This is a genomic window from Sulfitobacter sp. BSw21498, from assembly GCF_006064855.1.
Taxonomy (GTDB): Bacteria; Pseudomonadota; Alphaproteobacteria; order Rhodobacterales; family Rhodobacteraceae; genus Sulfitobacter.
In genome coordinates this window covers 1,732,532-1,756,847 of sequence record NZ_CP040753.1, presented here as the reverse complement: position 1 = coordinate 1,756,847, position 24,316 = coordinate 1,732,532, and the positions used below count along the sequence as shown (strand labels likewise).

24 protein-coding genes and 5 pseudogenes are annotated in these 24,316 nt (G+C 55.0%); 16 read left to right on the top strand and 13 right to left on the bottom strand.

The genetic code is table 11. The features are described 5' to 3' along the window. Positions 1–88: 88 nt before the first annotated feature. Positions 89–520 carry a DUF1489 family protein gene (locus E5180_RS08595; protein WP_138924012.1) on the bottom strand — a complete coding sequence of 144 codons (432 nt, stop codon included), beginning with the start codon at positions 518–520 and terminating at the stop codon, positions 89–91. A gap of 134 nt (positions 521–654) precedes the next feature. On the opposite strand from E5180_RS08595, the gene E5180_RS08590 reads away from it, so the two are divergent. The 5 genes and pseudogenes from E5180_RS08590 to E5180_RS08565 all read left to right on the top strand — a co-directional run bounded on the left by E5180_RS08590 (position 655) and on the right by E5180_RS08565 (position 6,873). Further along, on the top strand, positions 655–2,937 hold the full coding sequence (locus tag E5180_RS08590) for an adenosylcobalamin-dependent ribonucleoside-diphosphate reductase (protein WP_138924011.1): 2,283 nt from the start codon (positions 655–657) through the stop codon (positions 2,935–2,937). Positions 2,938–3,390: 453 nt separating this feature from the next. After that, a complete protein-coding gene (locus E5180_RS08585) occupies positions 3,391–3,903 on the top strand; it encodes a 3'-5' exonuclease (protein ID WP_138924010.1) in 513 nt (170 codons plus the stop codon). A gap of 264 nt (positions 3,904–4,167) precedes the next feature. Next, positions 4,168–4,590: a hypothetical protein gene (locus E5180_RS08580; protein WP_206338715.1), complete on the top strand. Its 423-nt coding sequence runs from the start codon at positions 4,168–4,170 to the stop codon at positions 4,588–4,590. A gap of 432 nt (positions 4,591–5,022) precedes the next feature. After that, a pseudogene (locus E5180_RS08570) lies at positions 5,023–6,298 on the top strand (IS3 family transposase). Then, positions 6,295–6,873 carry a GMC family oxidoreductase gene (locus tag E5180_RS08565; RefSeq protein ID WP_138924008.1) on the top strand — a complete coding sequence of 193 codons (579 nt, stop codon included), beginning with the start codon at positions 6,295–6,297 and terminating at the stop codon, positions 6,871–6,873. Before E5180_RS08570 ends, E5180_RS08565 begins: the two are co-directional and overlap by 4 nt. A gap of 296 nt (positions 6,874–7,169) precedes the next feature. Here the strand turns inward: E5180_RS08565 and E5180_RS08560 are convergent, their stop codons facing one another. Together E5180_RS08560 and E5180_RS08555 are read right to left on the bottom strand one after the other, a co-directional pair. Further along, entirely contained in the window at positions 7,170–8,177 is a 1,008-nt protein-coding gene (locus tag E5180_RS08560) for a DUF3179 domain-containing protein (protein ID WP_138924007.1), read from the bottom strand. A 366-nt stretch (positions 8,178–8,543) separates the two neighbouring features. Then, positions 8,544–9,005 carry a thiol-disulfide oxidoreductase DCC family protein gene (locus E5180_RS08555; RefSeq protein WP_138924006.1) on the bottom strand — a complete coding sequence of 154 codons (462 nt, stop codon included), beginning with the start codon at positions 9,003–9,005 and terminating at the stop codon, positions 8,544–8,546. A 321-nt stretch (positions 9,006–9,326) separates the two neighbouring features. Between E5180_RS08555 and E5180_RS08550 the strand changes: the two genes are divergently transcribed. From E5180_RS08550 to E5180_RS08525, 6 genes and pseudogenes are all read left to right on the top strand, one after another. Continuing rightward, positions 9,327–9,599: a hypothetical protein gene (locus E5180_RS08550; RefSeq protein ID WP_138924005.1), complete on the top strand. Its 273-nt coding sequence runs from the start codon at positions 9,327–9,329 to the stop codon at positions 9,597–9,599. Positions 9,600–10,114: 515 nt separating this feature from the next. Continuing rightward, complete coding sequence (locus E5180_RS08545) at positions 10,115–10,588, top strand: tRNA (cytidine(34)-2'-O)-methyltransferase (protein ID WP_138924004.1); 474 nt, start codon at positions 10,115–10,117, stop codon at positions 10,586–10,588. A 264-nt stretch (positions 10,589–10,852) separates the two neighbouring features. Further along, positions 10,853–11,383, top strand: coding sequence for a DUF1415 domain-containing protein (locus E5180_RS08540; RefSeq protein ID WP_254700437.1), 531 nt, complete (start codon positions 10,853–10,855; stop codon positions 11,381–11,383). Between the two features lie 341 nt (positions 11,384–11,724). Then, positions 11,725–11,899, top strand: a pseudogene (locus E5180_RS08535) (IS66 family transposase); the annotation flags it as partial. A gap of 152 nt (positions 11,900–12,051) precedes the next feature. Further along, complete coding sequence (locus E5180_RS08530; RefSeq protein WP_138924003.1) at positions 12,052–12,258, top strand: cold-shock protein; 207 nt, start codon at positions 12,052–12,054, stop codon at positions 12,256–12,258. Between the two features lie 312 nt (positions 12,259–12,570). After that, the gene (locus E5180_RS08525) at positions 12,571–12,957 is read left to right on the top strand and encodes a DUF6481 family protein (protein ID WP_138924002.1); all 387 of its coding nucleotides are present in this window, start codon (positions 12,571–12,573) and stop codon (positions 12,955–12,957) included. Positions 12,958–13,073: 116 nt separating this feature from the next. Here E5180_RS08525 and E5180_RS08520 read toward each other — a convergent pair whose 3' ends face one another. The 5 genes and pseudogenes from E5180_RS08520 to E5180_RS08505 all read right to left on the bottom strand — a co-directional run. Then, positions 13,074–13,373 carry a hypothetical protein gene (locus tag E5180_RS08520; protein ID WP_254700436.1) on the bottom strand — a complete coding sequence of 100 codons (300 nt, stop codon included), beginning with the start codon at positions 13,371–13,373 and terminating at the stop codon, positions 13,074–13,076. 192 nt (positions 13,374–13,565) lie between these two features. Further along, positions 13,566–14,291: pseudogene (locus tag E5180_RS08515) on the bottom strand (IS3 family transposase); the annotation flags it as partial. Further along, positions 14,292–15,191, bottom strand: coding sequence for a transposase (locus tag E5180_RS16130; protein ID WP_441351421.1), 900 nt, complete (start codon positions 15,189–15,191; stop codon positions 14,292–14,294). A 41-nt stretch (positions 15,192–15,232) separates the two neighbouring features. Then, entirely contained in the window at positions 15,233–15,700 is a 468-nt protein-coding gene (locus E5180_RS16125; RefSeq protein WP_441351420.1) for an IS110 family transposase, read from the bottom strand. Positions 15,701–15,942: 242 nt separating this feature from the next. Then, a pseudogene (locus E5180_RS08505) lies at positions 15,943–16,223 on the bottom strand (transposase); the annotation flags it as partial. Positions 16,224–16,500: 277 nt separating this feature from the next. Here E5180_RS08505 and E5180_RS08500 point away from each other — a divergent pair. The 5 genes from E5180_RS08500 (at position 16,501) to E5180_RS08480 (ending at position 20,356) form a co-directional block, all read left to right on the top strand. Beyond that, positions 16,501–16,791: a hypothetical protein gene (locus tag E5180_RS08500; protein WP_138924001.1), complete on the top strand. Its 291-nt coding sequence runs from the start codon at positions 16,501–16,503 to the stop codon at positions 16,789–16,791. 273 nt (positions 16,792–17,064) lie between these two features. Continuing rightward, positions 17,065–17,598 carry a cupredoxin domain-containing protein gene (locus E5180_RS08495; protein WP_138925168.1) on the top strand — a complete coding sequence of 178 codons (534 nt, stop codon included), beginning with the start codon at positions 17,065–17,067 and terminating at the stop codon, positions 17,596–17,598. A 10-nt stretch (positions 17,599–17,608) separates the two neighbouring features. Further along, positions 17,609–18,928: an ABC transporter transmembrane domain-containing protein gene (locus tag E5180_RS08490; RefSeq protein ID WP_138924000.1), complete on the top strand. Its 1,320-nt coding sequence runs from the start codon at positions 17,609–17,611 to the stop codon at positions 18,926–18,928. Positions 18,929–18,932: 4 nt separating this feature from the next. Beyond that, positions 18,933–19,373 (top strand): c-type cytochrome, encoded by a 441-nt coding sequence (locus E5180_RS08485; protein WP_138923999.1) that lies wholly within the window; start codon positions 18,933–18,935, stop codon positions 19,371–19,373. 680 nt (positions 19,374–20,053) lie between these two features. Beyond that, entirely contained in the window at positions 20,054–20,356 is a 303-nt protein-coding gene (locus E5180_RS08480) for a hypothetical protein (RefSeq protein WP_138923998.1), read from the top strand. A gap of 172 nt (positions 20,357–20,528) precedes the next feature. On the opposite strand, the gene E5180_RS08475 is transcribed toward E5180_RS08480, so the two are convergent. The 5 genes and pseudogenes from E5180_RS08475 to E5180_RS16115 all read right to left on the bottom strand — a co-directional run bounded on the left by E5180_RS08475 (position 20,529) and on the right by E5180_RS16115 (position 24,090). Then, the gene (locus tag E5180_RS08475; RefSeq protein ID WP_138923997.1) at positions 20,529–21,245 is read right to left on the bottom strand and encodes a copper resistance protein B; all 717 of its coding nucleotides are present in this window, start codon (positions 21,243–21,245) and stop codon (positions 20,529–20,531) included. Positions 21,246–21,274: 29 nt separating this feature from the next. After that, positions 21,275–23,104, bottom strand: coding sequence for a copper resistance system multicopper oxidase (locus tag E5180_RS08470; protein WP_138923996.1), 1,830 nt, complete (start codon positions 23,102–23,104; stop codon positions 21,275–21,277). Positions 23,105–23,268: 164 nt separating this feature from the next. After that, positions 23,269–23,604, bottom strand: a complete 336-nt coding sequence (locus E5180_RS08465; RefSeq protein WP_138923995.1) for a hypothetical protein — start codon at positions 23,602–23,604, stop codon at positions 23,269–23,271. 107 nt (positions 23,605–23,711) lie between these two features. Next, positions 23,712–23,933: pseudogene (locus tag E5180_RS16120) on the bottom strand (integrase core domain-containing protein); the annotation flags it as partial. 19 nt (positions 23,934–23,952) lie between these two features. Continuing rightward, the gene (locus E5180_RS16115) at positions 23,953–24,090 is read right to left on the bottom strand and encodes an IS3 family transposase (RefSeq protein WP_138923993.1); all 138 of its coding nucleotides are present in this window, start codon (positions 24,088–24,090) and stop codon (positions 23,953–23,955) included. Between the last annotated feature and the right edge of the window lie 226 nt (positions 24,091–24,316).

The following is a 24,316-nucleotide window of genomic DNA, read 5'->3' as shown; positions in this document are numbered from 1 at the left end:
AGGGCAAAATGAAGCGGCACGCGCAGCCCTGCTTCATTTTGCCAAGTAAACTCAAATCCCGCGGGGGCTGCGGGTGCAAGGGGTACGGTTAAAGTACGCCAATCTCGGCCAGGGCGCGGTTCAGCTCTGTGGGCAGGGGCTCTTCGTGTTCGCGGCCCTCGGGCAGGTCGGCTAGGGCATCTTGAGGGGCGAGGTATCGCCAGCCTTGAAATGGACGTTTGAGACTGCCCTGAACGCGGATAATCTTTGGATCAAGTACAATCGCGCAACGCCGTACGCCGTCCGCGCCCGAAGCCTCTTCCAGACGCAGGATTTTCTGGCGGCACTGGATGACGCCTTTGATCACCCAGAAAATTGACCCGCCGTTCAGAATTTCGGGTTCGCGCTTGGGCCACATGCGAGTCACGTGACGGGGAAAACCGTCGCTGGTCCGCGCCTGTTTTTTTTCCTGCCATGCAGCTAGATCATCGACGGTTTCGGTGCCTACCGACAACTTGATGAGATTAATATGATTTTTCACAGAATCCTCCTGCATCCGCATGCTCCGGACACGACATAATGTAGACGTTAGGGCGTCGGCTTCAACCTGTTGTGCTTGCGCTTTGATTTGGGGTATGGTGAACACCTTCCCAAACAGCTCTCAAGGAATCGAATATGTCACGATTTGCCGCCCCCATTGCCGAACAGATTTGGGACATGAAATACCGTTTTAAAGATGCGGATGGCACGCCGCGCGATGTAACGGTCGAAGACAGCTGGCGGCGCATTGCCCGCGATCTCGCGCAGATCGAAGACGCACCTGAAAAATGGGAAGAGGCGTTCTATGAGGCGCTGGAGGATTTCAAATTTCTTCCCGCTGGACGGATCACTGCAGGTGCCGGCACCGCGCGCCGCGTGACATTGTTCAACTGTTTCGTCATGGGTACCGTGCCCGACAGCATGGCCGGCATCTTTGACATGCTTAAAGAAGCCGCGGTTACCATGCAGCAGGGCGGCGGGATCGGCTATGATTTCTCGACCATTCGTCCCCGTGGCGCGGATGTTTTGGGGGTCTCCGCTGACGCCTCCGGCCCGCTGAGCTTTATGGATGTGTGGGATGCGATGTGCCGGACGATCATGTCCGCCGGTTCACGCCGCGGCGCGATGATGGCCACGATGCGCTGCGACCACCCCGATGTCGAAGATTTCATCTCCGCAAAATCCGACCCTGCGCGCTTGCGTATGTTCAACATGTCGGTGCTGATCACCGACCCCTTCATGGATGCGGTCAAGGCAGATGCCAGCTGGGATCTGCTGTTCAACGGCAAAGTGTACCGCACCGTTCAGGCGCGTGATCTGTGGAACCGGATCATGAAGGCAACCTATGAGTTCGCCGAACCCGGTGTGATCTTTATCGACCGCATCAACGAAGCCAACAACCTGAGCTATTGCGAAACCATCGCCGCCACAAACCCCTGTGGCGAGCAGCCTTTGCCGCCCTATGGCGCATGTCTTTTGGGGTCGATCAATATGGCGCGGATGGTGTCCGATCCGTTTGGCGACAACCCTCAGCTGGACGTCGAGGCACTGAACAAGCTGGTCGCGACTGCTGTGCGCATGATGGATAACGTCGTCGATGTGTCGAAATTCCCCCTCGACGAACAACAGGCCGAAGCAAAAGCCAAGCGCCGCATCGGTCTGGGCGTGACCGGTCTGGCGGACGCGCTGCTGATGGTTGGGCTGCGCTATGGTTCGGACGAAGCGGCAGATCAGACCGAAGCCTGGCTCAAGGCGATTGCGCGGGCTGCGTATCTTGCATCGGTTGATCTGGCGAAAGAAAAGGGCGCATTCCCGCTGTTCGAAGCGGATGCCTATCTGGCGTCGGGCACCATGCAGCAGATGGATGATGATGTGCGCGATGCCATCGCTGAAAACGGCATCCGCAACGCGCTTTTGACCTCTATCGCGCCCACTGGCACCATCAGCCTCTATGCGGGCAATGTCAGCTCGGGGATCGAACCGGTGTTTGCCTATGCCTACACACGCAAGGTTTTGCAAAAAGACGGCAGCCGCACCGAAGAAGAAGTCGTTGATTACGCTGTGCAAATGTGGCGCGATCTGAAGGGTGACACGCCGTTGCCCGACTATTTCGTCAACGCCCAGACATTGGCCCCCTTGGACCACGTCAAAATGCAGGCCGCGGCGCAGAAGTGGGTCGACAGCAGTATCTCGAAAACCATCAACTGCCCCGAAGACATCAGCTTTGACGCGTTCAAGGATGTCTATATGGCGGCGTGGGATCAAGGCTGCAAAGGCTGCACGACCTACCGCCCCAACGATGTCACCGGATCGGTTCTGTCCGTCTCTGAAAGCGCCGACACAGCGCCCGGCGAAATTGCAGCGCAGGCCACGTCGGAAGAGGGCGGTGAAGTCGTCTATATGTCCGACCCGCTGGACCGCCCCGAAGAGCTGGAAGGGTCCACTTACAAGATCAAATGGCCCGACAGCGAGCACGCGCTGTATATCACCATCAATGATGTGGTGATCGGGGGCCACCGTCGTCCGTTCGAAGTGTTCATCAACTCCAAAAACATGGAGCATTTTGCCTGGACCGTCGCGCTGACACGCATGATCTCGGCCGTGTTCCGCCGTGGCGGGGATGTTTCCTTTGTCGTCGAGGAGCTGAAGGCCGTCTTTGATCCGCGCGGCGGGGCCTGGCTGCGCGGCAAGTATATCCCGTCGATGCTGGCCGCTATCGGTGGCGTGATCGAACAACACCTGATCGCAACCGGTTTTATCGCCGGTGAAGGGCAGGGGCTCAAGTCTGACCCACAGGCTAAGGTCGTCGGCCTTGACGCTCCGCGTGGCAAAGCCTGCAGCAGCTGCGGCCAATACGACCTACGCATGGTCGAAGGCTGTATGACCTGCGGCAGCTGCGGTCACAGCAAGTGCGGGTGATATGAGGCTCAATGTGTTGTCGTGTCGGGACGGGCGTAGTTATGCCAAAACCCCCCATTTGGTTTGCCATGAAGCGGGGTAAGTTTTGCCGTGGGGTTGCAACGCACTGAATTAAAAAGATTTTGGCCGAATGGAATATTTCGGCCGAAATCAACGGAATGACCACGCGTGGCGGCGCTAATTTTTGATCTGCTAACGATTTCGCAGTGTCTACCGATCCAAATTGGCGAAAAGCGGGATAGTAGGTCGCGGGTTTTCGAAGCCGCAGCATCAAATTCAGTCAAATTGTAATCTCCTACCTCACCGTGTTTTCAGTTCGTGCGCAGTCCTCACAGTGAGACCGCGCCGACCCGAAAAAATGGGCAATGTAAGACACCGATTGCGTGGATTGCATCGAAGCTAAACGGAAGCTTCACGCGGACATGAAGGCATTTTCGAAAGGTAGGTCACACTATGAGGATAAAACCTGACATTGAGAAATTCGCTACGCTGGACTTTGAGGCGTCCAGCCTTTCAGAGGAAAGCTGGCCGATTGAAATTGGACTTTCTTGGCTGGAAGCCGGCGAAGTGCTGACGTGGAGCACGTTGATCCGACCTGCACATGATTGGGATCTTTCCGATTGGGCACCTCAGAGTGCGGCGGTCCATGGCATCGCGTTTGAGGAGCTTGAGGATGCACCGACTGCCGACAATGTTGTAGGTGAGCTACTTCAGAATTTGGGAGACAGAGTTCTGGTGTCTGATGCTCCGGAATTTGAAACACGCTGGCTGTCCCGAATGATGAAAGCCGGTGCGCAGCCCGCGATACCCACCATCGAGGATTATCACCGCGTGTCCTTTGCCAGCTTTTCGGGCTTTGCGCTCGACATGCTGTATGAGGCACTTGAGCGGAGTCCGGCACCACATCGGGCAGGGCCGGACAGTGCACGGCTCGCTCATGCATGGCGCAAGGCGATCCAGTATTAAGGGGCGTCCAAGATTAGCTGGGAATGGCGACCAACTTTGCATTTTAAGGTAAGACCCAGCGCCACCTGATTTCCAGATCTTGCACGTGCATTTCTTTGAGGCCGCGCAGATCCGCAAACTCCGGTGAGGCCGAAACAATACAAACATCAACATGAGCCAGACCGATAGACCCAGCTGCTGCTACAGCGGGCCTGGCCAGATCGCCTTTGGAAAGGAGAAATTGGGCGTCTTGAAGCTGCCACCTTGGCGCAGCGTTACTACGGGATGAAACCCATGACTTACCATCAGAAAATCACCAAGCAGTCTTGCGCTAACCTGAGACCAGTTCGTGGGTTCCTTCACGATCACGGGCGAGCTTTGGCTGAAACTGCACACAAACTCGGCGGCTCGGCCGCCAGTGCCCGCGTGTTCCTGCTTTGTGAGACCATGTGTCACACACGACGGCTGACAAGGGCGCAAAGCAGCCAGCTTGTAGACTTCCATCGGCTGCTGACGCTGGAGCGTGTTAGCGATCCGGATCGGATTGAGAGCGGCCTCTTTGCTCAGATCAATCCCGCCTCCGCGTTCGTAGGCGAATGCTGTCTTCTCTCCGAGAAGCTGGATGCACTTTTGCGGTTGATCGCTGAAAATGAACCTGTCAGCGACATCCTATGCGAAGCATCACAAAAGATTTCGCAAGTCGCGTGAACCCCCTCAAGTCGGCCATTCAAAGCCGGCTGTCTTGAAGAGGCGACCATCCCGGTCGTTTCAGTAAATGACAATCAACCAAGGGGTATCCCGTCAATGAACGTACTTTGCAACAAGCCGAACATGGATGATCTGGCAACTGAGGCCGTAGGTCTGGGCCGGCAAGTCGCTGATCGGGCCAAAGCGCTACGTCTTGGCGACAACGCAAAGGACGTGGCCTTCGTATCACGCTGCTTTGCAGGTCTGAGGGAAGTATTGGCGAAGAAGTCGATTGGTGTTTTCATTACTCCCTCTTTGCCAAGGTGACTGAGGATCACAAAAATAGGCGTCGATCTTTGTCGCCATGGTGAACTTTCGATTGCCGGTGACCTGCCCCCCGAAACTTCCCTCAGTTTAATGTAGAGTTTGCTCAACCTTTGAAGGAGCAAACAAATGCGACAGAGCCGATTTACCGAAGCCCAAATAATCGGGATGATCAAAGAACAGGAAGCTGGGATGCCGACGGCAGAGGTGTGTCGTAGGCATGTCCTGAGCCCGGCGTCGTTTTACAAGCTCAAAGCCAAGTATGGCGGCATGCGTTGCACGGCAGGGTATTGCGCAGCAATGTCCCGAGAGTGAACGTGTCAGACACCCACCGGCTTAAATCGCTGGAAGATGAGAACGCGAAGCTGAAGCGTCTGCTGGCCGATACGATGCTCGATAACGTTGTTCTGAAGGATTTGCTGGGAAAGAGCTGACGACACCGAATGTGCGACGGGCTGTAGCACGCAAGGTGATGCGGGATCATGATATCTCGCAACGTCGTGCGTGCAGGCTGGTCCCTCTCACACATGCGAGCATGTGTTGCCGGGCAACGGGTGTCGATCCCAAGACCGTTCGGCGCGACAAGCCGCCGGATAATCCTGAAGTTCGCGAAGAGATGAAGGCGATTGCCAGCAAACGGCGTCGGTACGGCTATCGCCGGATTGGCGTGCTGTTGGAACGCAAAGGCATGATTATGAACCACAAGAAGCTGTATCGTCTCTACACCGAGGAAAAGCTGGGTGTCAGGCGGCGCAGAGGCCGTAAACGTGCGCGTGGATCGCGGACACCTATGCCTGTGGCTTTGCGCCCAGGCGAGCGTTGGTCGTTGGATTTTGTGTCTGATACGTTCGGCGCATCCGCTGCCCGGCAGTGGTTTGTTTACAAACCATGAGAGGGGCGCAAGTTCCGCATGCTGGCAGTGAATGACGACTGCTGCCGTGAGAACCTGTGCCTGATGGCCGATACCAGCATCTCAGGTGCGAGGGTGGCACGCGAGTTAGATGCGCTTGTGCGCGTTTATGGAAAGCCTGCCTGTATCGTCAGTGATAACGGCACAGAGTTCACCAGTCGTGCGATCCTGAAGTGGGCTGGCGATAACGATGTTGATTGGCATTATATCGATCCGGGCAAACCGCAGCAGAATGCCTTCATCGAAAGCTTCAACGGCAGCCTGCGCGACGAGCTGCTCAACGAGGAGATCTTCGACACCTTGGATGATGCTCGCCGCAAGCTGGCTCTCTGGCGATACGATTACAACAACGTCAGACCGCACTCATCACTCGGAAACCAAGCACCTGCTGAAGCGCGCCGTGCGCTTGAGCAATTTGAGGGCACCGCACACGACGCGCTTGCCCAAAATGACGATGAAGAATATGAAATCCAAACCTGCAAACTCTCACTATGAATGAGGGAGCCTCGGGGGGCAGGTCACCGTCACTCGACAGGCCAAACCTGCAATTCCGTTTCATTCCGGCCTACCTGCGCGATCATGGGCGCAACACATCTTGGGGCTACGGTGTCACACTGCATGTCTGCGATCTTTTGCCCAAAAGCCGTGGTCAGGTGACATTATCGGGCCCCGGCGCGTTGACCCCCGCCCGTATCGAGCCCAATTACCTCAGCCACCCCGACGACATAGAAGTTTTGCTGGCCGGGTTGAAGATCGCGCGCCGCGTGATGGCGGCACCCGCAATCGCTGGCCATCTAAAATCAGAGGTATTTCCAGGGAAAAGTGTGCAGTCAGACGCGGACCTCATAGCCGATATTCGGGCGCGCGCCGAAACCATTTACCATCCTGTTGGCACCTGCCGTATGGGGATGGACACCGCTTCGGTTGTTGACCCTGAGGGCCGTGTTCGAGGCGTCCATGGCCTGCGGGCTGTCGATGCGTCCGTCATGCCATCGATCATTGCAGGAAACACAAACGCGCCAACGATGATGATTGCAGAAAACGTGGCTGACATGATGATTGGCGCTTAGAACGGTCTGTTGACCATATGTAGCTTAATTTTGAGCCAATCGCTCCGAAACTAATTTTCATCTGCCTGCCGACTTACTCCGAAGATTTGACATCTCCATCAAGTCGCTTCTGGTTCCAAACAGGTCTCGTGCATCTTTTATTTCAAAGCGGTCATTCAAGGAGCCGTGCTAACGGCAGCTTTGTCCGCACAGTGTGAGTTGAAGTCGGTAGAAATGCTGCGCTCTGCACGAATGTCCGCAATTCGGGCTGCTGGCGCGGCATCCGAGTACCCTCGCGAACGGCAGCAAAGGCCCGTTTAGTCCCTGAGCATCCAACGGCCCTCGGGGTGGAAGGCGTGAAACGCGAAAGCGAAGGGGATGTCATGCGCCACATCCCGGCCCTGGGCATCGCGGACACGGACATTACCCACCTCGCGCCCCTGACCAATGTTTCCGGTATCGAGCGCGGAGGCCTGCCCCTCGGCCCAACTCAATGTCAGCCCCCCCTCTTTGACTATGCGTTCACGGGACAGGCGCGTTAGCGGCCATGCCTGGTTACCGACCCGGACCACACGTTCCAGAGGTGGAATGCCGTGCGGCGGGTCCTCGCCCGAATAGAGGAAAGGCCGGGATGTATCGTAGTTGCGATAAGGGTTCGTGCCATAGGCCCTTCGCCAGTCCGGCTCGTCGAGCACAAGCCCGTTTGGATGCGCGTCGCGGAACGCCGCCCAGCTTTCCATCCAGGCTGGAAGCTGAATCAAAGTGCGTCCTGTCATCTCACCTGCGATACCTTCTCCCAGTGCCTGCTGCCACCAGCTCTCTGTCTGTTGGTCGTACATGATCATGTCCGAATGGCGTAGCAGCCCGGAGACGCCGAAGGTCAGCGTGCGTCCGCTAACCCGCCCGTCGAAAACCATTCCAGTGTTACAGAGCGGGCAGAAGGTGACGGTGATCGGTTGACCATCCACCACGTCGTTCACGATCTCGTGCCACATCAAGTAGCGGATTGGATAGGCACGGGCCGCGCCGTCGTCGGACAGGTAGGTCATCACAGGTTCGCGGTCTTCGAGCCGCGTCTCCTCGGAAGCTCGGATGAAGCTGGGGTCGAGGATCGCCGGGATACCATCGCGCGGCGGCCCGCCAGAGACGACCTCGCCGAGGTCAATGGCAAGGCGCGAGAAATCCGTGTTGGGCCACGCGGCGTCAAAAGGGTTCACCTGCGCCGTGGCTGGTGCGGCGGCCAGCAGGGGCAGCGCGGCAAGCACCTGCAAGAAGGAGCGCCACGGTCCGAAGGAGCGCTTGGGCGGGAAGAGATTTCGGGTCATAGCAGAAGCTCCGGATAAGAAAGTACCGCCAGCATAGAACATCTCGTGATCACGCCTTGTACACAATTGCGTCAGCCTGCCGCACCGAAACGCATCGGCGGCTGTGTCAGAAGATCACGGGATTAGCCCACCGTTTGCCCCGCAAAGTCAGCTTATGGCTCGTCGCTTGCCAAAAGCGGGCCGTTTGTGAGCTCGGCGATAGCGTTAGACATCTGGCGCACGACGCGCGATCGCCCACCGATAGTACTACGCGATGCACGAATGACTGCAATCGAAGGCTGTAGCGCAGCGCTGAAAAGACCGACCAGAGGCGGCTTTGGGCCGAGATTTGTCCTTTGAACGCATGGCGTAGATCGCTCGGAATGCTCAGGTCATCAGTCTTCGGCGCAGCTTATCGTCGGGCGTAGCGCACATGTCAGACTTGCCGAAGCGATACCGATTGTGCGCTATCCGGCGATATATCCATTCGCGGAGCCCTCGCGGGAGAACGCGTAACAGGCTGGCGAGCCTTGCTGCACCACCCAAGCGCTCGCCAATCCGGATGATCGCTTCCATACCGGACCATGCTTGCCCGTCTTCAATAAAGAGCCAGGTCTCAGGGTCCACCGGATCCAGTCCGTAATGACGCACGAGAGCATCGCCCGTTTTCGACTGGGCGGGGCAGAGGCGGAACGTCCCAGCTTTATCCAGTTTCGCGATTGTGCGCGCACCCCAGGAGCAAAGTGCGCAGTCGCCGTCCATGACCGCTATTTGGCCACTGTCGTCGAAGGCAGGAACGGCTGGATCCTCTCGATACGAATAGGCTGTTCTCTCTGCAAGTGCTGCCATTCTACTCTCCATAGTTCTTTGGACCCAGCATGTGCCGTTTCGTACGAAACGACAACAGTGGGCGAGGGTGATCCGCAAATGCCAGTTTGGCGATACAAACCTGAAGGGCAGCGTCCTCCGCGTTGCGTGATTTCATCCGTCTCCCAATTTTGGGGTTGCGATGAATGGGCCGCACTGCGGCATCGCAATCCTATGCTAAAGGTCGGCGTTGGGCCGTTCTAGTCACTCTGTGAGCCTTCGATAAGGTCCGGAAAAAGCACCACATGGGTATGGCTCGGAAAACGTAACTCTAAGTCTGACTGGGCTGTCTCGGACCCCAAAATGCCATTCTCCGTCAGCGCTTTGATCACAGCTCTGGCTGTGTTGGGCGCGACCCCGAGGATGACGGCAATATCTCCTTGGCCCAACATGGCCGCAGGTCAGAACTGCACGCAAGAGCTCAGCGACTACCGCGCGGAAGTTCTGCTCAGCGGCATATCGCGTGAGCCGGTCGGCCATAACTCCAATATCCAGAAGTTCGTCCATAAATTTTACTTGGTCGAGACACACCTCGAGAAACCAGCCGGTGAACCGCATGAGCGTAGCAAGCGATAGGTTTCCCCGCCCGTCTCGGTCACCCTGACGCATTCGGTCGGCCACGTAGGGCATCCAACACGATCCTGATCTTCTCTTCTGATGAATAATGCTTGCGCCCCTCTCATCGGTACTGCGTATCGACTGCCGGGCAGCGGCGCGCGCGCTTGATATCCTTGACAATCTTCTCGCTGGGGCTTTTCGTTGTCTTTCTCATCGTCCGCCTCTCGGTGGCTACGATGAGCAACAAACCCTCACTTAGCAAATGACCCGATTTGGACCCATAGGCGCTGACGTCAGACGGGATAAATCTTAGCACGCTGTCCAGTTTTGCAGGACCACGTCACAGGGCCGTCCCTGATCTGGTCCGGCGGAGCCTCTTGTCGGATGTTGCCCTGCATTCAACATCAGTTGAGAGCCCAGAATGCCGCGTTTGGGCGGCAAAGTTGGCGTTGTGAAAGGTTCGGTGATCAGGCTAAGAGGACGCTAACGATGGCCCGATCCTGCGCCCGTGATTTAGAAAGCACGCACACCCTATGTCTGAGCTGCGCATGAAGATGGTGTTGGTGACGCCTGAAATTCCGTACAATACCGGTGCTATCGGGCGGACCTGCGTCGCGTTGGATCTGGAGCTTATCCTGATCAAGCCCTATGGGTTTTCTCTTGACGAAAAGTCAGTGCGGCGGGCCGGAACGGATTACTGGAAGCATGTTAATCTTACTGAATATGACAGTTGGCAAAGCTTTTTAGGGGACCGAAAACCATCGCGCGATGATCTCTACTTTTTCGAAGAACACGGCGCTCAGACTTTTTATACTCCGGACTATCAACCGAATTCTTATTTGGTTTTCGGGTGTGAATCTGCGGGCCTGCCGCCTGCCATCTTGGATGGCATGAATGACCGCGTATTCAATTTACCGATGCTTGATACACGTGTACGGTCGCTCAACTTGGCAAACGTAGCTACAGCGGTCGTTTATCAAGCGATGCGCACTCAGTTGGGTGGGTGAATGCAGCGTCTTGCACGAATGTTAGTAATGCGGGCTGCCGGCGTAGCATTCGGAGATCGGTTTCAAGGCCGGCTATAGGCCGACTGCCAGTGGCGAAGGGCAAAATGACACAATTGATGGTTGTGACTGCACCGCGTCGATTTTTTTGGCTTTTGCAAACACATTGGAAATTGGGGCAGAATATGCATTATGTTTGTCAAACAAGAGAGGACCTGTCGTATCACTAAGTTTGACCTAAAGACGCTATCAATAGCTCATCAAGACGTGGTTAAAAACACCCGTCGATGGCTTGACCAAATGGTCGTAGGATTAAATTTATGCCCTTTTTCCTCTAGCGTCATCGCCCGAGACCAAGTGTATTATGCCGTATGTGATGCGACCACCGATGCACAACTGCAGCAGTTCTATCTGACTGAATTACAGCGCCTGCTTGGGGCCAACGAAAATGACATTTCCACGAGCTTGCTCATGTTTACCCAAGGCCTAGAAGAGTTCAGTGATTACCTCGATTTGCTCGACTGGTTTCAGAGCCTATTGGAGCAAGCAGACCTGACAGAGCATGTGCAATTGGCATCATTTCACCCTCAATATCAATTTGAGGGTGTGGCTGTAGACGACCTTAGCAACTTTACTAATCGCTCACCCTATCCAACCATACATCTTCTGCGTCAAGATCAGATGACTAAAGTCCTAGCTCACGTTTTGGAGCCCGAGAAAATTTATTTAGATAACATCGAAACATTGAACAAACTTGGTCGCCGCCAGATCGAAGTGCTCTGCCCCTGGGGTATATAAAAACTGTTTGCACTGTCTTTTAGCGGCGTCCGTCGTCAGGAAACTAGGGTCCAAAGGCGGCTTGAACTACGAGAGAGTTTGGATCATCTGGTTTTTTGCATCGCTATCACCCAACTTTGTGGTGAGCGGCAGCAAAGTCAGCTTGGCTGCCATTTGGGCTCTTGAAATGCTGCGGGATTGACCATCGTCTGCTTTCGGGGAGGCCGTGCTACAGCCTGAATAGACTGGCCCAAGGCCAGCTATGCGCCGTACGTATCGGTCGACACAATCGGCGGAATACGGCTTTTGGTCACGCTCTGCATGGAGGTCTGGTCGAGGCGCTCAAGTACATCATAAAATAGTGGGGTGGTCTGCGCCTGTTGCTGACTGACGGCCGCATCAAGATGGACAGCAATGCCGTCGAACGCGCGATTCGTCGCATAGCTCTGAACCGCGAAAAAAAACGGGCTGTTCGCTGGCCACGACGCCGGAGCAGCAAACTGGGGCGGCATCGTTTCCTTGTTCGAGACCTGCGAATAGAACTTGCATCCTTGGATAAAGAGGAATATACTTAATACTGTTACGTTATCTCTATCGATTTTTCTGCTCCTTACGGCTCAGTGATACGATCCTGCACTGACTAGCCGAACTGCCGCATTTCGCGGGCAGTGTTTTTAAGGAGAATTACGATGGCTAATGGCACCGTAAAATGGTTCAACTCTACTAAAGGTTTTGGTTTTATCGCCCCTGAGGGTGGTAGCAATGATGTGTTTGTGCACATCTCAGCGGTCGAGCGCGCAGGGCTCACTTCGTTGAGTGATGACCAGAAAGTTACATTCGATATTGAGTCCGGCCGCGATGGTCGTGAAAGCGCAGCCAATCTAGCCTTGGCTTAAGGCTTTCCCTTTAGGGGGTAATTCTGACAGATAATGGCGGGCGGGTCGGAGACGATGCGCCCGCTTTCGGATTTCTAAGCGGTGGCCCGATCTATTCGCAAGCCGTTTATTCTGCATGACCTTTCAACTGTATTCAGTATGACGTCAGGCGATCACAAAGTGCGCCCTATCAATGCAATGCATGATCTCAACGTGTGCTTTGGAGAAAATCCAGCTAGGCTCGTCCGATAATACCTCAGATGGCCATTGCATTGATGAAGCCTACAATCCTATTTTATTACTGAACCACACAAACACGAGCCAAAAAAATATATGAAGAAGACCGATCTAGATCGCTTTGACGGACGTCTCAAGAACGCTTCCGAAGCCAAACAAAATAAACTTGAACGTTTCAAAGCTGCAGCCGTTGATCCGGAGCGACTGGCGAAGAATGCTCAAAGAGACGAAGCCGCTGCTGCCCGCAAGTCTGCGCGACAGGCCAAGGCGACAAAGTTGCTACAGGAAAAAGAAGCCCGCGAGCGGCAACAGGCTGAGATTGCCAAGCGCGAGGAAGAGCAGGCCGAAGTGCACGAGGCAGCCCTTAAAACGGAACTTTCTGAGACTGTCGAGCAAGCGCTAGCTCAACCAGAAACCCGTGAAGCGGAGCGCAAGGCAGAACGGGACCGCCGCTATGCTGCGAGACGAAACCGCAAGCGCTGATTAAACCGAAGTGGTCGCTCGAGGATGAAAATTGCTCGTCAATTTTTGATTCCGAGTGGCCGTTCCTTTAGCGTTGTCCAAGGGTCAGCATCGCTAAATAAGATTAGCATAGCTTTCTAGGCTTCGGAGGCGGCCAACATCTCGCCGCCGTAAGCATCCATCAGCTCCGCCCCAAATTCCTCGGCACCTTCGATACGTAGGGCTGAGATATGAGCGACGGCGGCATTGCGCACCTCGCGGCTTGGGTAAACCGTAACGATGGCAAAACGGTCTAATTCAACATCCACGAGCATTGAATGTTTTGCGCCCAAAGCCAGAAGCCCCGGAAAGTATTTTCGCACCATGAGCTCTGTCACATGTTGCAAAGTCTCAGTCTCGCCTACCATTCGCCAAGTTGTGATTGAAACAAAACTCATTTTTATCGTCCTCCGCTACATACAAGCGTAGCAGAGTTCGAGGATCTTGTCCCCTCGGTAAGATAACCGTCTTTCGTGGCCCTGACCGCTTCCGCTGCTGCCCTGCCGTCATCGGCACTGCGGCAAAGGTCTCGTAATAGCACTATCGGCCTATTGGACCTGTCGCGCTTTCGTGCGGCCCCAAGGGCTCGCTTAAGCCACCTTTCGGTCGAAGGCTACAGGGCTTTCCCATCCCAGTGCTGAGTGACGGCGGCGCGGATTGTAGAATCCGTTGATGTATTCGAAGATTGCCATCTCGGCCTTCCGTCGTGTTTCCCAAGGATGTCGCCAGATCAGCTCTGCTTTGATGGTTTTGAAGAAAGTCTCGACGACAGCATTATCATAACAGTGACCCTTTCCGCTCATTGATACCTTGAACCCGTGTTGGCGCAGAATCTTCTGATAGTCGCGAGAGCAATATTGGGCGGATTCAACCGGTCGTCGCAACATCTTCGTTTATATCCTGTTTGAGCAGCCGGTCGAGTGCCTCTGCAGTCGTTTGCCAGCCGATGACGCGCCGAGAATGTAGATCCATGATCACGGCCAGATACAACCTGCCCTCGCGCGTCCAGACACAGCTAACATCGCCCGCCCATTTCTGATTTGTCTCGTCTGCGGTAAAGTTTCGGTCCAGTAGGTTCGGCGCAATGTTGAACTTATGATCGCTGTCCCCCTCTTGTCTTATGAATTGAGGAGTTCTTGTGCGAAGCTGGAACAGCTACCCAGGCTGAGGCGGGATTGTTCCTTGATATGAGCCAAAGTCACCAGATCAGATCGTTGTTTGCGACTGGCAGGGCGGCTGCGGAAAGCCCGCAAGCCGCTCGAGCTGACACCGACAACGTGACACAGGCGGCTGACTGGGAGGTGTGCCCGGTGTTCCTAAGAAACAGCCATGTCAGCCTCCATTGGCAATTTTTGCAAATCATACCCGAATGACTTGGCCCGACGTTTGAGATTGCCGAGCACACGATTGCGGTATCGTTCCTCGTAATGAGACGCGCCGGGATCCTGATAAGTCATGCTATGGCGCAGGGTGTTGTAGAATAAAACTGCGATCTTGCGCGCCGTTGCCGTGACTGCTTTCGCTTTGCCTGCCCTTGCTGCCAGCCGCCGGTAAAATGCGCCCAGTGCCGTGTCGCTTCGTCCAATGGTGACCGCAGCCAGGCGTAGCAAGGCCGCCGCACGGCTGGATGATCGCCGCGTTCGGGATGATAGAACTTTGCCGCCGGAGATCTTGTTACCGGGTGCCAGACAGAGCCACGATGTGAAGTGCTTGGCACTCGGCCAAGCGCGCAGGTCAGTGCCGCATTCGCCTACTAGCTTGAGCGACAGGGACGGTCCCATCCCATGGATTTGCGTTAGATCAACACCGAGGACGCTGAACAACGCTGCCCTGACATCGAACGAAGGGGTGCTGACCTGCTTGGTTTTGGTGCGCGGGCGCGGCAACTCACTTGGGTCATGTTCCGTAACGGCCCCTAATGCCGCCAGCGTCGCCTCGAGGTGGCGATCACATTCGAGCATCTTGGTCTGATAGAAGTCATAAAGCACCAACGATTGGGTCAGCGCAAAGATGTGCTCGGCCCGATCATTCCCATTGAGCGCGGCTTTGATCGTCTCAGTTGAGGCGCGACAAGGCACATCACGATGAGACGCCAACACATCCAAGTCCCGTTCGCCCGCAACAATCGCACGGATGATCTTCATCCCTGTCACGCCAGTGATATCAGACACAACATGATGCAGCTGCAGGTTCATCTCCATCAGTGCCTTTTGCATGTGCTCCCCTCTCGGGACATCGCTATGCGATACCCTGCCGGTCAATGGATATGAGCCGCCGCATACTCGACCAGCCGTTCCCGTTGGCGCAAATAGGCCCGCAGCGTTGCAATCTCAGCCGTTGGTCGAAAGCTGCCACGCAGAAGCCCATAGGAATGTAGCTGCCGCAGCCAACTGGCGTCACTGACGTCGGTTTTCCGGCCGGGTACGTTCTTGGCGTAGCGCGCGTTGACCAGAATAACCTCGAAGCCGCACTGTTCGAGTATCTCGTAGGCTGGGATCCAATACTCGCCCGTGGATTCCATCGCGACGCTGGTCACACCGTGCGATTTAAACCAGTCCGCGAGATCGTGCAGATCATGAGTGAAGGTCCCAAACGCACGCACCGGTGTATCCGTTACGTCGGGGTTCACCGCTGCCATATGTTCGCGCGAGCCGATATCAACAGCGGCAGCGCCGATGTCCACGGTCTCAATTACGGGGGTCCGTCCGGTCTTTTGCTTTGCCATCATCTATCCTCCTGTCGGCAACAGAAGGGCGTGGGCTATGCAAATCCGTCATCTTCCTAACCGGGATCACTGAAAAACGGCGTCACCACTCTCAAGTTCGCATCAACCCATGGACCACGTTTTTTAACGGGGTTCTCGACAACATCGAGACCACTAATAAGCGAACGGCCGCTGCCCTTCATAGCGCAACATAGCACAGGCTGTTTCTACCGCGCACAGGCGGGCTCCAACCCGGAACAGTTTTTTAGGATATCGCGCTCCTGCTTGAGGAACTGGATCTCGCGTCGAAGCCGATCATTCTCTTTGGCAAAACCCAAATCCTTCTTCGAAACCACATCAGTGCCTCGATGCGCTGTGATCCATGTGTTCAGCGTAGACATCCCGACGCCCACCTTCTCGGGACATTGCTGGGCAATACCCTGTCAGGCAATGGATCATCCGCCACCTGTTTCCGCGTCAGCCCGCTTGTCAGTGCGATCCGCACCGCGTCCTGCCGGAATTCGTCCGTCCGCTTCAGTCCCAAAGTTGATCTTCTTTATTGCAGTAAATGCTATCAAAGCGGCGGCACGAAAGCGCGACAGGTCCAAATTTGCACCGGGCCTCCAACCCTGCCATGCTGCGGGTCATATAATAAAATGGGCTCGCTCAATCCAGGATTGACAAACCTATGAGGTCACAGCTACCACCTTTTTATGTATTGTAGTGGCTCAATCTTGGTAGTGATAAAGACATTTTTATGTCTAGTGCTGATATTGGCGTTGGCTCTGCTAGCCCCTTCCGCGAGCCATGCTACGTCTGGAATGCACGGCGATTATCATGCGATGATATCCCAAGCCGACGATCAAGATGCCGAACATATGCATAAATTAGCACAGTCCAAAGCACCGCATGGAGATTGCGGTGCTGTCGCGGAAACGGCTGCTGATGCTGAATCTTCGGGGCAGTGTTGTAGCGGAGTCTGCTTTTCTGTTTTTCTGGGCGACACAGCTAGTGATTTTGTGGAACAGGCAACAAGTGGCAAATACCTGACCCTCCACGCACAAGCCGAGTCCATTGAGCCTTCCGGTTTTCTCCGACCTCCCCATTCCTGATCTAATCTAAGGCTCCATGCGGGGTCTTCGCATTACGCATCGCTATGCGTGATCCCGACGTCCATGGTTCTCAGCGCCGGTCGGGCAATGACTGCCAGTATGTCTGAAGATCACGACATTGAGCTTATTGCCGAGCGTGCGAAGTGGAAGCTGACCGTCACTCAAGTGAAATGGCTCAGAGCGTAGGGCATTGCGTGAAATCCCTGGTCATCCACCATTTCGAGAAGTTTGACTCAATCAAGAACCAATAAACACAGCCTTGTGGAACAGATCATGAATGCAGCCCTAAATATTTTTACCCTCTGTCTATCGTTGATTTTGATCGGCACACTCACGCAAGCAAGCTCGGGCAAAGGCCAAAAGCCTCGCTCCACCGCCTACAACCTGCCGGGGCACGATCCGATTGGAAAGCCCGGTGATAACGCTTCTATAACAAGAACAATCGAAATTTCGATCAAAGAAACCGAGAACGGCTATTTGCTGTTTGAGCCAGACGCGATCCATATCGAAAAGGATTCAGTTGTAAGGTTTGTAGTCAATAACCCGGGGGATCTGGATCACGATTTTTTTCTTGGCTCGTTCAATGAAATTGCTGAACACAAGCAATGGATGCGTGAACACCCAGACATGCAGCATGACGGCCTCAATGCTGTTTCCATCTCAAGTGGGCAAAGTGACGAGTTAGCATGGCAGTTCTCAGCCGCGACGAACCTCGAATTTGCCTGCCTCCGGCCTGCTCATCGCGAAGCAGGTATGTGGGGAGTCATCATGGTACATGAGCGCCTTGCCTCAAACTCCAACGGGTGAGGTTATTCTAATGACGTTCATGGATAGATATCACGTGTTTGTACACGACGTATCCGCCATCTTTGGATACGACTACAACGACGCGACGCCCGATTGGGTACATCCGTTTATTCACATCATCCTGATTTTGACGCCGGCGTTGCTGATCACTGCCGGCGGCTATCTTGTACTTCGCGGGCTTTTGGGGTTCTGGCGACGACAAAGCGCACCCGCAATTCAGTTCCAGCCTATTCGGGGGCTCGATGCGGGTCTTTTCGCCAGCGTCTTGAGGTACTCAAAACGGCAACAGGCCATCATGGTCATGATCAGCTTGATTGCTATGCCGATACTCTATTTGACCTTGGAATTGCCAAAACAGATCGTGAACAATGCGCTGGATGGGCCGCGTTTTCCAATCAACGTCTATGGCTGGGACATGGATCAGCTTTCCCTGCTCCTACTGCTCTGCGGTCTTTACCTTCTGGCGATCATTTTGAACGGGCTTAATAAATACATCCTGAACGTATTTAACGGCTATGTCGCTGAACGGTTCTTGCGGCGTTTCAGGTTGCTGGTCTACCGGCAGTGGCGCAGAGATCCTAACTCCACAGACAAAAGCGAGATCGTCCCGATCCTTGCTCAGGAGGTTGAGCCGATCGGGGGCTTCGCGGCGGATGTTCTCACCTTGCCGATCCTGCAAGGCGGTACTCTCGCGACCATCCTGCTGTTCATGTTTATTCAAGATCCGGTTTTGGGCGCTGCCGCACTTACGGTTTTGCCCATTCAGCTGGTCCTGCTGCCTAGATTACAGCGTCGGGTCAATGTCCTGTCGCGCACAAGGATCAAGGAGGTACGACAGCTCGGCAGGCACCTCAGCGACCAGTTGCGCGCAAGGCAAGCCGAGTCTGGTGGCCTGGGCCCGGCCAGCGCGAGTTTTCGAGAACTTGAGCGGGTGCGACGCAGAATATTTCGATTGAAATTCTTTATCAAGGCACTGAACAATTTCCTGACTGCTCTTACTCCGTTTCTCTTCTACTCATTGGGCGGGTACTTTGTAATCGAGGGCCGGATTACGCTTGGAGCGCTGGTCGCTGTGCTAGCCGCTCACAAGGACTTTTCGGCACCCCTGAAGGAACTCTTCCGATACTATCAGACCCTCGAAGACACAAAGATAAGGTATCAGGAGATTACGAATTTTTTCAGGAAAAAGGAGCAGTTTTCTCAACCCGAAGAACGACGAAGTCCACCAGTCGATCCAGTGCCTACCATGTCGCAATTCGTCAATCGTCGTGGCCAGCATTACACTGCGGGTACGCTTGGGCCTCGCCGCAACTTTAAAGAAGGAATTTAGCTAAATGAAATGGATAGCGATTGCATTTGCCTTGATCGTAATGATTGCCGGGGCTTGGTACATCACTCCGAACGGTAATCAATATACCAGGCCATCGACGGACCGAAAACCAACCTTGCCAGAAGGTGCGATCGTTTCCGTTACCCTGCCTGCCAGCTTTTCCGAGCAGGAGCAAATTGGCGCGCGCGCCTATGATGCAGCCTGTGCTGCGTGCCACGGCGCAAATGCGCAGGGTCAGGACGGCATTGCCCCGCCTCTGGTGCATAAGATTTACGAACCCGGCCACCATGGTGACATGGCTTTTGTCCTTGCGGCGAAAACCGGCGTTCGTGCGCATCACTGGAGGTTTGGGAACATGCCCGCCGTTGAGGGCGTGACGAAAGCCGATGTTCTCAATATCGTCGCCTACGTTCGTGCATTGCAGCGCGCCAACGGTATCAACTGAGCCACCAGTGCGGAGGAAACAACAGCCATCGTTTGAGCGCAGGAATTCGAAGCGCAAGAGCCGATGGGCCGATGTCGCTAAGTCTGACGCGCTTTCTTGCAGAGTGGCTTGGTCTAATTGAGATCGCGGTTACCCCGCACATGCCGTGGAATATCCTGGCTTCGACCTGCATGCGCTTGATGCACCAGCCGGCATAAACACCCGCAAACCACACCTTGAGACATTCGAGGATGGTCGCAGCGCTATGAGCTGGACAGAAAAGATCGGCGCTAACACCGCCGTTAGAATGGCGGTGTTAGCGGTTGCGACATGGTCGGTGGCCTGAACCATTTACCAATCCGATACAGTGTCTGTGAACCTCGCCTCATCGGTGCCCATCTGGGCTTCTCTTTGTCGCTTTAGCGCCGCCCACGTTCAAACCCAAATATCTCACCGTAAATCGCTAAACCCCACCTAAATTACGTCGTTAACGACGTCATTTAGCACCTCGTTTAGATAATCATCGGGAAATCTTGCGGGCGGGCACAACGGAACGGTTGCGAACTTAACGGGCAGGGCAGCTATCAATATGACGCCAATATCGCATTATCAGAAGGGTAGGGGGTAAACTGGACAACGCCAGTTATTCCGCATGTTGGCAGTTCGCAACGCAAGCATGGCAAGTGTAGCTTTTGCTCCGAATGACGATGGCGGTCTTGGGGTGCATTGGCTGGACGGCCGCCGATATCACCGCGCGGCTGACGGCAGCCGCATTGAAAATGCCATACCAGTGCGAGATCGACCCTGATGTTAAAATCGAGCCTATAAATGTGATGGGCGCAACTGCGATCAACTGTTATCAAAAGTCTGCGGGCGGCGCTGGGGCCGACGCCATCGCCGCAGCTTACCGTGACCGAACGGTGGATGAAATCCGCGATACCTCAATAGTAAGGCTGACGGACCACGACTGGACGCAACCTGTCGCCATTTACGAAGATGGCTGAGAAGTCGCTGGCTGCCTTGAGGCTGGACCCGCTGCTGATATCCTGGAAATAAATGTTTCGGCTATTTGGTTCGCCGGAGCCAAAACTTAAAGTTGAAAAAGCCACAATGGTCAACGGCGCGCATCGGCCCGCAGACAATCTGCCTGCGGGCCGATAACTCACTTATCAAGCATCAGAAAAACAGACGTGTCCCGAACACAAGGGAGAGATTGTCGCTTTGGCCCCCCGCAGCCTCAGTCAGGTCGGCCGTGCCGCCAAAGGACTTCTCGTAATTCACCCCGACGTAGGGCGAAATGGCGCGATCCACGAGATCGTAGCTGAGCCGTGCGCCGATCTCGATCGTTGCACCGCCAGCCGCTTGGCCCGCTTCGGTGTCATCCTTGAACGGCATGTTGACTTCGATGCTTGGCGTCAGGATCAACCGGTTGGTCAGCAGAGCCTCGTATTCAGCCTCAAACCGGCCAAACGGGTGCTCGGAAAGGTAAAGATCTGCGTCGATCTCGAACCACTGCGGCGCGAGCCCTTTGACGCCGACCACCAGATTATACCGGTCGGGCCCGTCGGTCGGGGTGCTGGCATGCACGCCGACAGCGGCATCAAAGAAATCCGAGATCGGCTTTTGCAAACGCAGCTGGTTTTCCAGCGTCTCGAAGTCGTTTGACGATGTTTCCATTTCTGCTTCGCTTCTGAATACGAGCTTCAATTCGTCATTGCCGACCATGGCGTCGAAATCCCAAACGAGGAGCTCTTCGTCATTTTCGCCAAAACGATATTCAAGCTGTTCGACTTGAACGCCATAGATCAGCGGTGGGACACCAGGCTCTGCTAAGGCAGCGCCTGCGGTAAAGGTTGCCAGAGCCACTGCTCCGGACGTGATAAGGTTTTTCATCTGAGTACCTTTTAGATTTGTATGAGAGCTCATGCCGGACCACCAACAACGACGACTTTGCGGAACATGCCCGCTTCGGCGTGGTAGGACAGGTGGCAGTGGAAGGCCCACTGACCCGAGGCGTCCACTTCGGTTTCGGTATAGACCGTGGTACCGGGATTGATGTTGACGGTATGCTTGATGGGGTTCCACTTGCCCTTGCCGGTATCAAGCAAGGACCACATGCCGTGCAGGTGCATCGGGTGCGCCATCATCGTCTCGTTCACGAACTTAAAGCGTACACGCTCGCCATAGTTCAGCACGATCGGGTCGGCATCTTCCATCTTAACGCCGTTGATCGACCAGATATAACGCTCCATATTGCCGGTCAGACGCAGCTCGATCGTGCGCGTCGGCTTGCGATCACGAAACAGCGGGTTGCTGGCTTTCAGGTCGTCATAGGATAGAAACTTGCCGCCGTTCGCTGCATGGGGCGTCAATCCGCTGCCCTGCGCATAGAACTCAGTTTTGCCGTTCATGTCGTTCATGCCTGCCATGGATTTCTTGGACATTTTCTTGCCGCCCATGTCCATGTTCTTCATGTTGTGCCCCGCGTGAGCATCAGCCTTCTTCTTGGGCATCTTCATATCGCCCATATCCATGTTTGCCATGTCATGGCCTGCGTGTGGATCAGCGCCAGCTTTCGGCATCTCCATTCCGGCCATGTCGTTCATGCCGGTATCGGTAAGGTTCATTTTCATACCGCCCATGTCCATGCCGCCCATGCTCATGCCGTTCATATCCATGCCCATGCCGCCCATCATGCCGGACATATCAGCCATGGTAAGAAGCGGTTGCGGGCGCAAACGGGGAACACCACCAACAAGTCCGGCCTGCGGTGACAGGGTACCGCGCACCAGACCCGTGCGGCCCATCGACTCAGCGATCACCGAGTAGGGCATGTTTTTGCGCGGCTCGACGATCACGTCGTAGGTCTCGGCGACCGCGATGCGCAACTCGTCGACCACAACAGGTTTGACATTATTGCCGTCCGCTTGGACGACCGTCATCTTCAGGCCGGGCACGCGCACATCGAAATAGGTCATTGCTGACGAGTTGATGAGCCGCAGGCGGACTTTTTCACCTGCTTTGAACAGGCCGGTCCAGTTTTGTTTGGTGCTCTGCCCGTTGATCAGGGCGGTGAAGCCTTGGATGTCCTCGACGTCGGTCGGGGTCATCCGCATCTTGCCCCACATCTTGCGGTCTTTGAGGGTCGCTTTCAGCCCGTCTGCCTGAGCGTCGTTCAGCAGGTCATCAAGCGTGCGTTGCGAGCGGTTATAGTAATCCGCCGAGCGTTTCACATTGCGGAAAATCTTGTTGCCACTGTGGGGGTGTTTATCGGTCAATTGCACGACATAATCGCGATCGGCATGGATAGGATCGTGGCCCTTAGGTTCGATCACAATCGCGCCGTAAGCTCCGTCAGGTTCTTGGAAGCCGGAGTGGCTGTGGAACCAATAGGTGCCTGCCTGTTTGATCGGAAAGTTATAGGTGAAGGTAGTGCCCGGCTTGATGCCGTTAAAGCTGATACCGGGCACGCCGTCTTGGCGGAACGGCAGGATCAGACCGTGCCAGTGGATCGACGTCGACTCGCGCAGGTTGTTTTTGACATTGAGGATGACGTTTTCACCCTCTTTGAAGCGCAGAACAGTAGGGATCTGGCTGTTGTTATAGCCGACGCCCTTTTTCTTGAAGTCACCGGTGTCGATACGGATGTTGTCGACGCTGATGTCATAGGTTTCAGCAGAGGCGCTTAGCCCGCCCAAAGTGGTTACCGCCAACCCCAAAAGGGCCGCGCGGAACATGGCAATGGAATTCATTTCCATTCCTTTCAATGATTTACAAATGAGAACGGCGCGCGAGAACGCGACGTGAGTTTCTTTGTCTATATGTGAGTTCGCCAAAAGCCGCGGATGCATTCAGATCGCGGTTACACGTCTAAAGATAACCGACCTTTAAGATTGGTTAAAAACAGGCGTTGGCTTTAGCTTGTCGCGCGCGGTGGCGGCGTCTCGATTGCGGCGAAAATTTTGTAGGATTTGATCTGGAGCGAAAGGTGGCTGATGGAAATCCGGATCGCTGGGGGCTGTGAAAGCTTGTAGGTGGCGCACGACGCAATTAAGCAGTGGCCTGCCATCGCAGCGCAGCCATCATCGGCACCATTCATTCCGCTCGGCTGGCCGCACATAGAACTTGCATGGACACCGGCCATTTCATCGGACGCCGTACCCGCCGATGCGGTAGTATGCGTCATCAACGACGGTAACGTCACCGTAAGCGCCAGCAGGAAAACCAGAAAATAGCTGCGCAGATTTGACATGTCATCCAGTTCGAGAGGGCTTCCTAATCTCGATCAGGTAACACAGGTTTTATAAAAAGAATAGGGCATGAGCTACTCCTCATTGGTTGGGCAGTATCTAGCGCAAATTAAGCTAATTTTTGCACCGGCTGATCGGGGTTGGTTGTTTTGTTTCTATGCCAATGGACCACGGCTGGTGGCCTGCCGCCAAGGGTAGAATGCGGTCGCTTGTGATTGTAGAACTCGATCCACTTTCTGACGCCCGCTTTAGCTTCTGAACCGGTCTTCCAAGCATGCAACTAGACGCACTCGTACTTCAGAGACCGCCACAGTCGTTCGACAAAGATGTTGATCCGTTGCCCGGCAGGGTTATGCGCAGCATGATCCCGAGAGGGGCGGCGGGATGTCAGGTTTCTGATAGATCGGCATGAGGCCCATCATCCGCATCAGGCGTCTGATCCGCTTCTCGTTCAGCAGATGGTCTTCATTGCGCAAATGCCATGTCATCCGCTGGCCGTCAGGGTAATGCCGAAAGCAATGTCCCGAGAGGCTGCCGCACACCGTAAAACGGGGTCTCCAGGAACTGCTTGTCCCCTCTCATCGAAACTGCGTTTCGACTGCCGGGCAATGGATCAGCCGCATCAGTTCGAGGGGTATCTCCGTCTCTCCCTTAGGCTCATAATAAAACGACGACCGCGAGATCGACAGCAACGCACACTGCTTGCTGACTGAC

Bases quoted from the DNA above. Each gene is read 5' to 3' on its own strand.
- E5180_RS08565 (WP_138924008.1), top strand. From the start codon at position 6,295: ATGAATGAGGGAGCCTCGGGGGGCAGGTCACCGTCACTCGACAGGCCA.
- E5180_RS08480 (WP_138923998.1), top strand. From the start codon at position 20,054: ATGACGATGGCGGTCTTGGGGTGCATTGGCTGGACGGCCGCCGATATC.
- E5180_RS08495 (WP_138925168.1), top strand. From the start codon at position 17,065: ATGAATGCAGCCCTAAATATTTTTACCCTCTGTCTATCGTTGATTTTG.
- E5180_RS08475 (WP_138923997.1), bottom strand. From the start codon at position 21,245: ATGAAAAACCTTATCACGTCCGGAGCAGTGGCTCTGGCAACCTTTACC.
- E5180_RS08555 (WP_138924006.1), bottom strand. From the start codon at position 9,005: ATGGCAGCACTTGCAGAGAGAACAGCCTATTCGTATCGAGAGGATCCA.
- E5180_RS08470 (WP_138923996.1), bottom strand. From the start codon at position 23,104: ATGAATTCCATTGCCATGTTCCGCGCGGCCCTTTTGGGGTTGGCGGTA.
- E5180_RS16125 (WP_441351420.1), bottom strand. From the start codon at position 15,700: ATGGCAAAGCAAAAGACCGGACGGACCCCCGTAATTGAGACCGTGGAC.
- E5180_RS08485 (WP_138923999.1), top strand. From the start codon at position 18,933: ATGAAATGGATAGCGATTGCATTTGCCTTGATCGTAATGATTGCCGGG.
- E5180_RS08500 (WP_138924001.1), top strand. From the start codon at position 16,501: ATGCACGGCGATTATCATGCGATGATATCCCAAGCCGACGATCAAGAT.
- E5180_RS16115 (WP_138923993.1), bottom strand. From the start codon at position 24,090: ATGACATGGCATTTGCGCAATGAAGACCATCTGCTGAACGAGAAGCGG.
- E5180_RS08590 (WP_138924011.1), top strand. From the start codon at position 655: ATGTCACGATTTGCCGCCCCCATTGCCGAACAGATTTGGGACATGAAA.
- E5180_RS08545 (WP_138924004.1), top strand. From the start codon at position 10,115: ATGTCTGAGCTGCGCATGAAGATGGTGTTGGTGACGCCTGAAATTCCG.
- E5180_RS08550 (WP_138924005.1), top strand. From the start codon at position 9,327: ATGCCATTCTCCGTCAGCGCTTTGATCACAGCTCTGGCTGTGTTGGGC.
- E5180_RS08585 (WP_138924010.1), top strand. From the start codon at position 3,391: ATGAGGATAAAACCTGACATTGAGAAATTCGCTACGCTGGACTTTGAG.
- E5180_RS08530 (WP_138924003.1), top strand. From the start codon at position 12,052: ATGGCTAATGGCACCGTAAAATGGTTCAACTCTACTAAAGGTTTTGGT.
- E5180_RS08560 (WP_138924007.1), bottom strand. From the start codon at position 8,177: ATGACCCGAAATCTCTTCCCGCCCAAGCGCTCCTTCGGACCGTGGCGC.
- E5180_RS08465 (WP_138923995.1), bottom strand. From the start codon at position 23,604: ATGTCAAATCTGCGCAGCTATTTTCTGGTTTTCCTGCTGGCGCTTACG.
- E5180_RS08520 (WP_254700436.1), bottom strand. From the start codon at position 13,373: ATGAGTTTTGTTTCAATCACAACTTGGCGAATGGTAGGCGAGACTGAG.
- E5180_RS08580 (WP_206338715.1), top strand. From the start codon at position 4,168: ATGAAACCCATGACTTACCATCAGAAAATCACCAAGCAGTCTTGCGCT.
- E5180_RS16130 (WP_441351421.1), bottom strand. From the start codon at position 15,191: ATGCAAAAGGCACTGATGGAGATGAACCTGCAGCTGCATCATGTTGTG.
- E5180_RS08525 (WP_138924002.1), top strand. From the start codon at position 12,571: ATGAAGAAGACCGATCTAGATCGCTTTGACGGACGTCTCAAGAACGCT.
- E5180_RS08490 (WP_138924000.1), top strand. From the start codon at position 17,609: ATGACGTTCATGGATAGATATCACGTGTTTGTACACGACGTATCCGCC.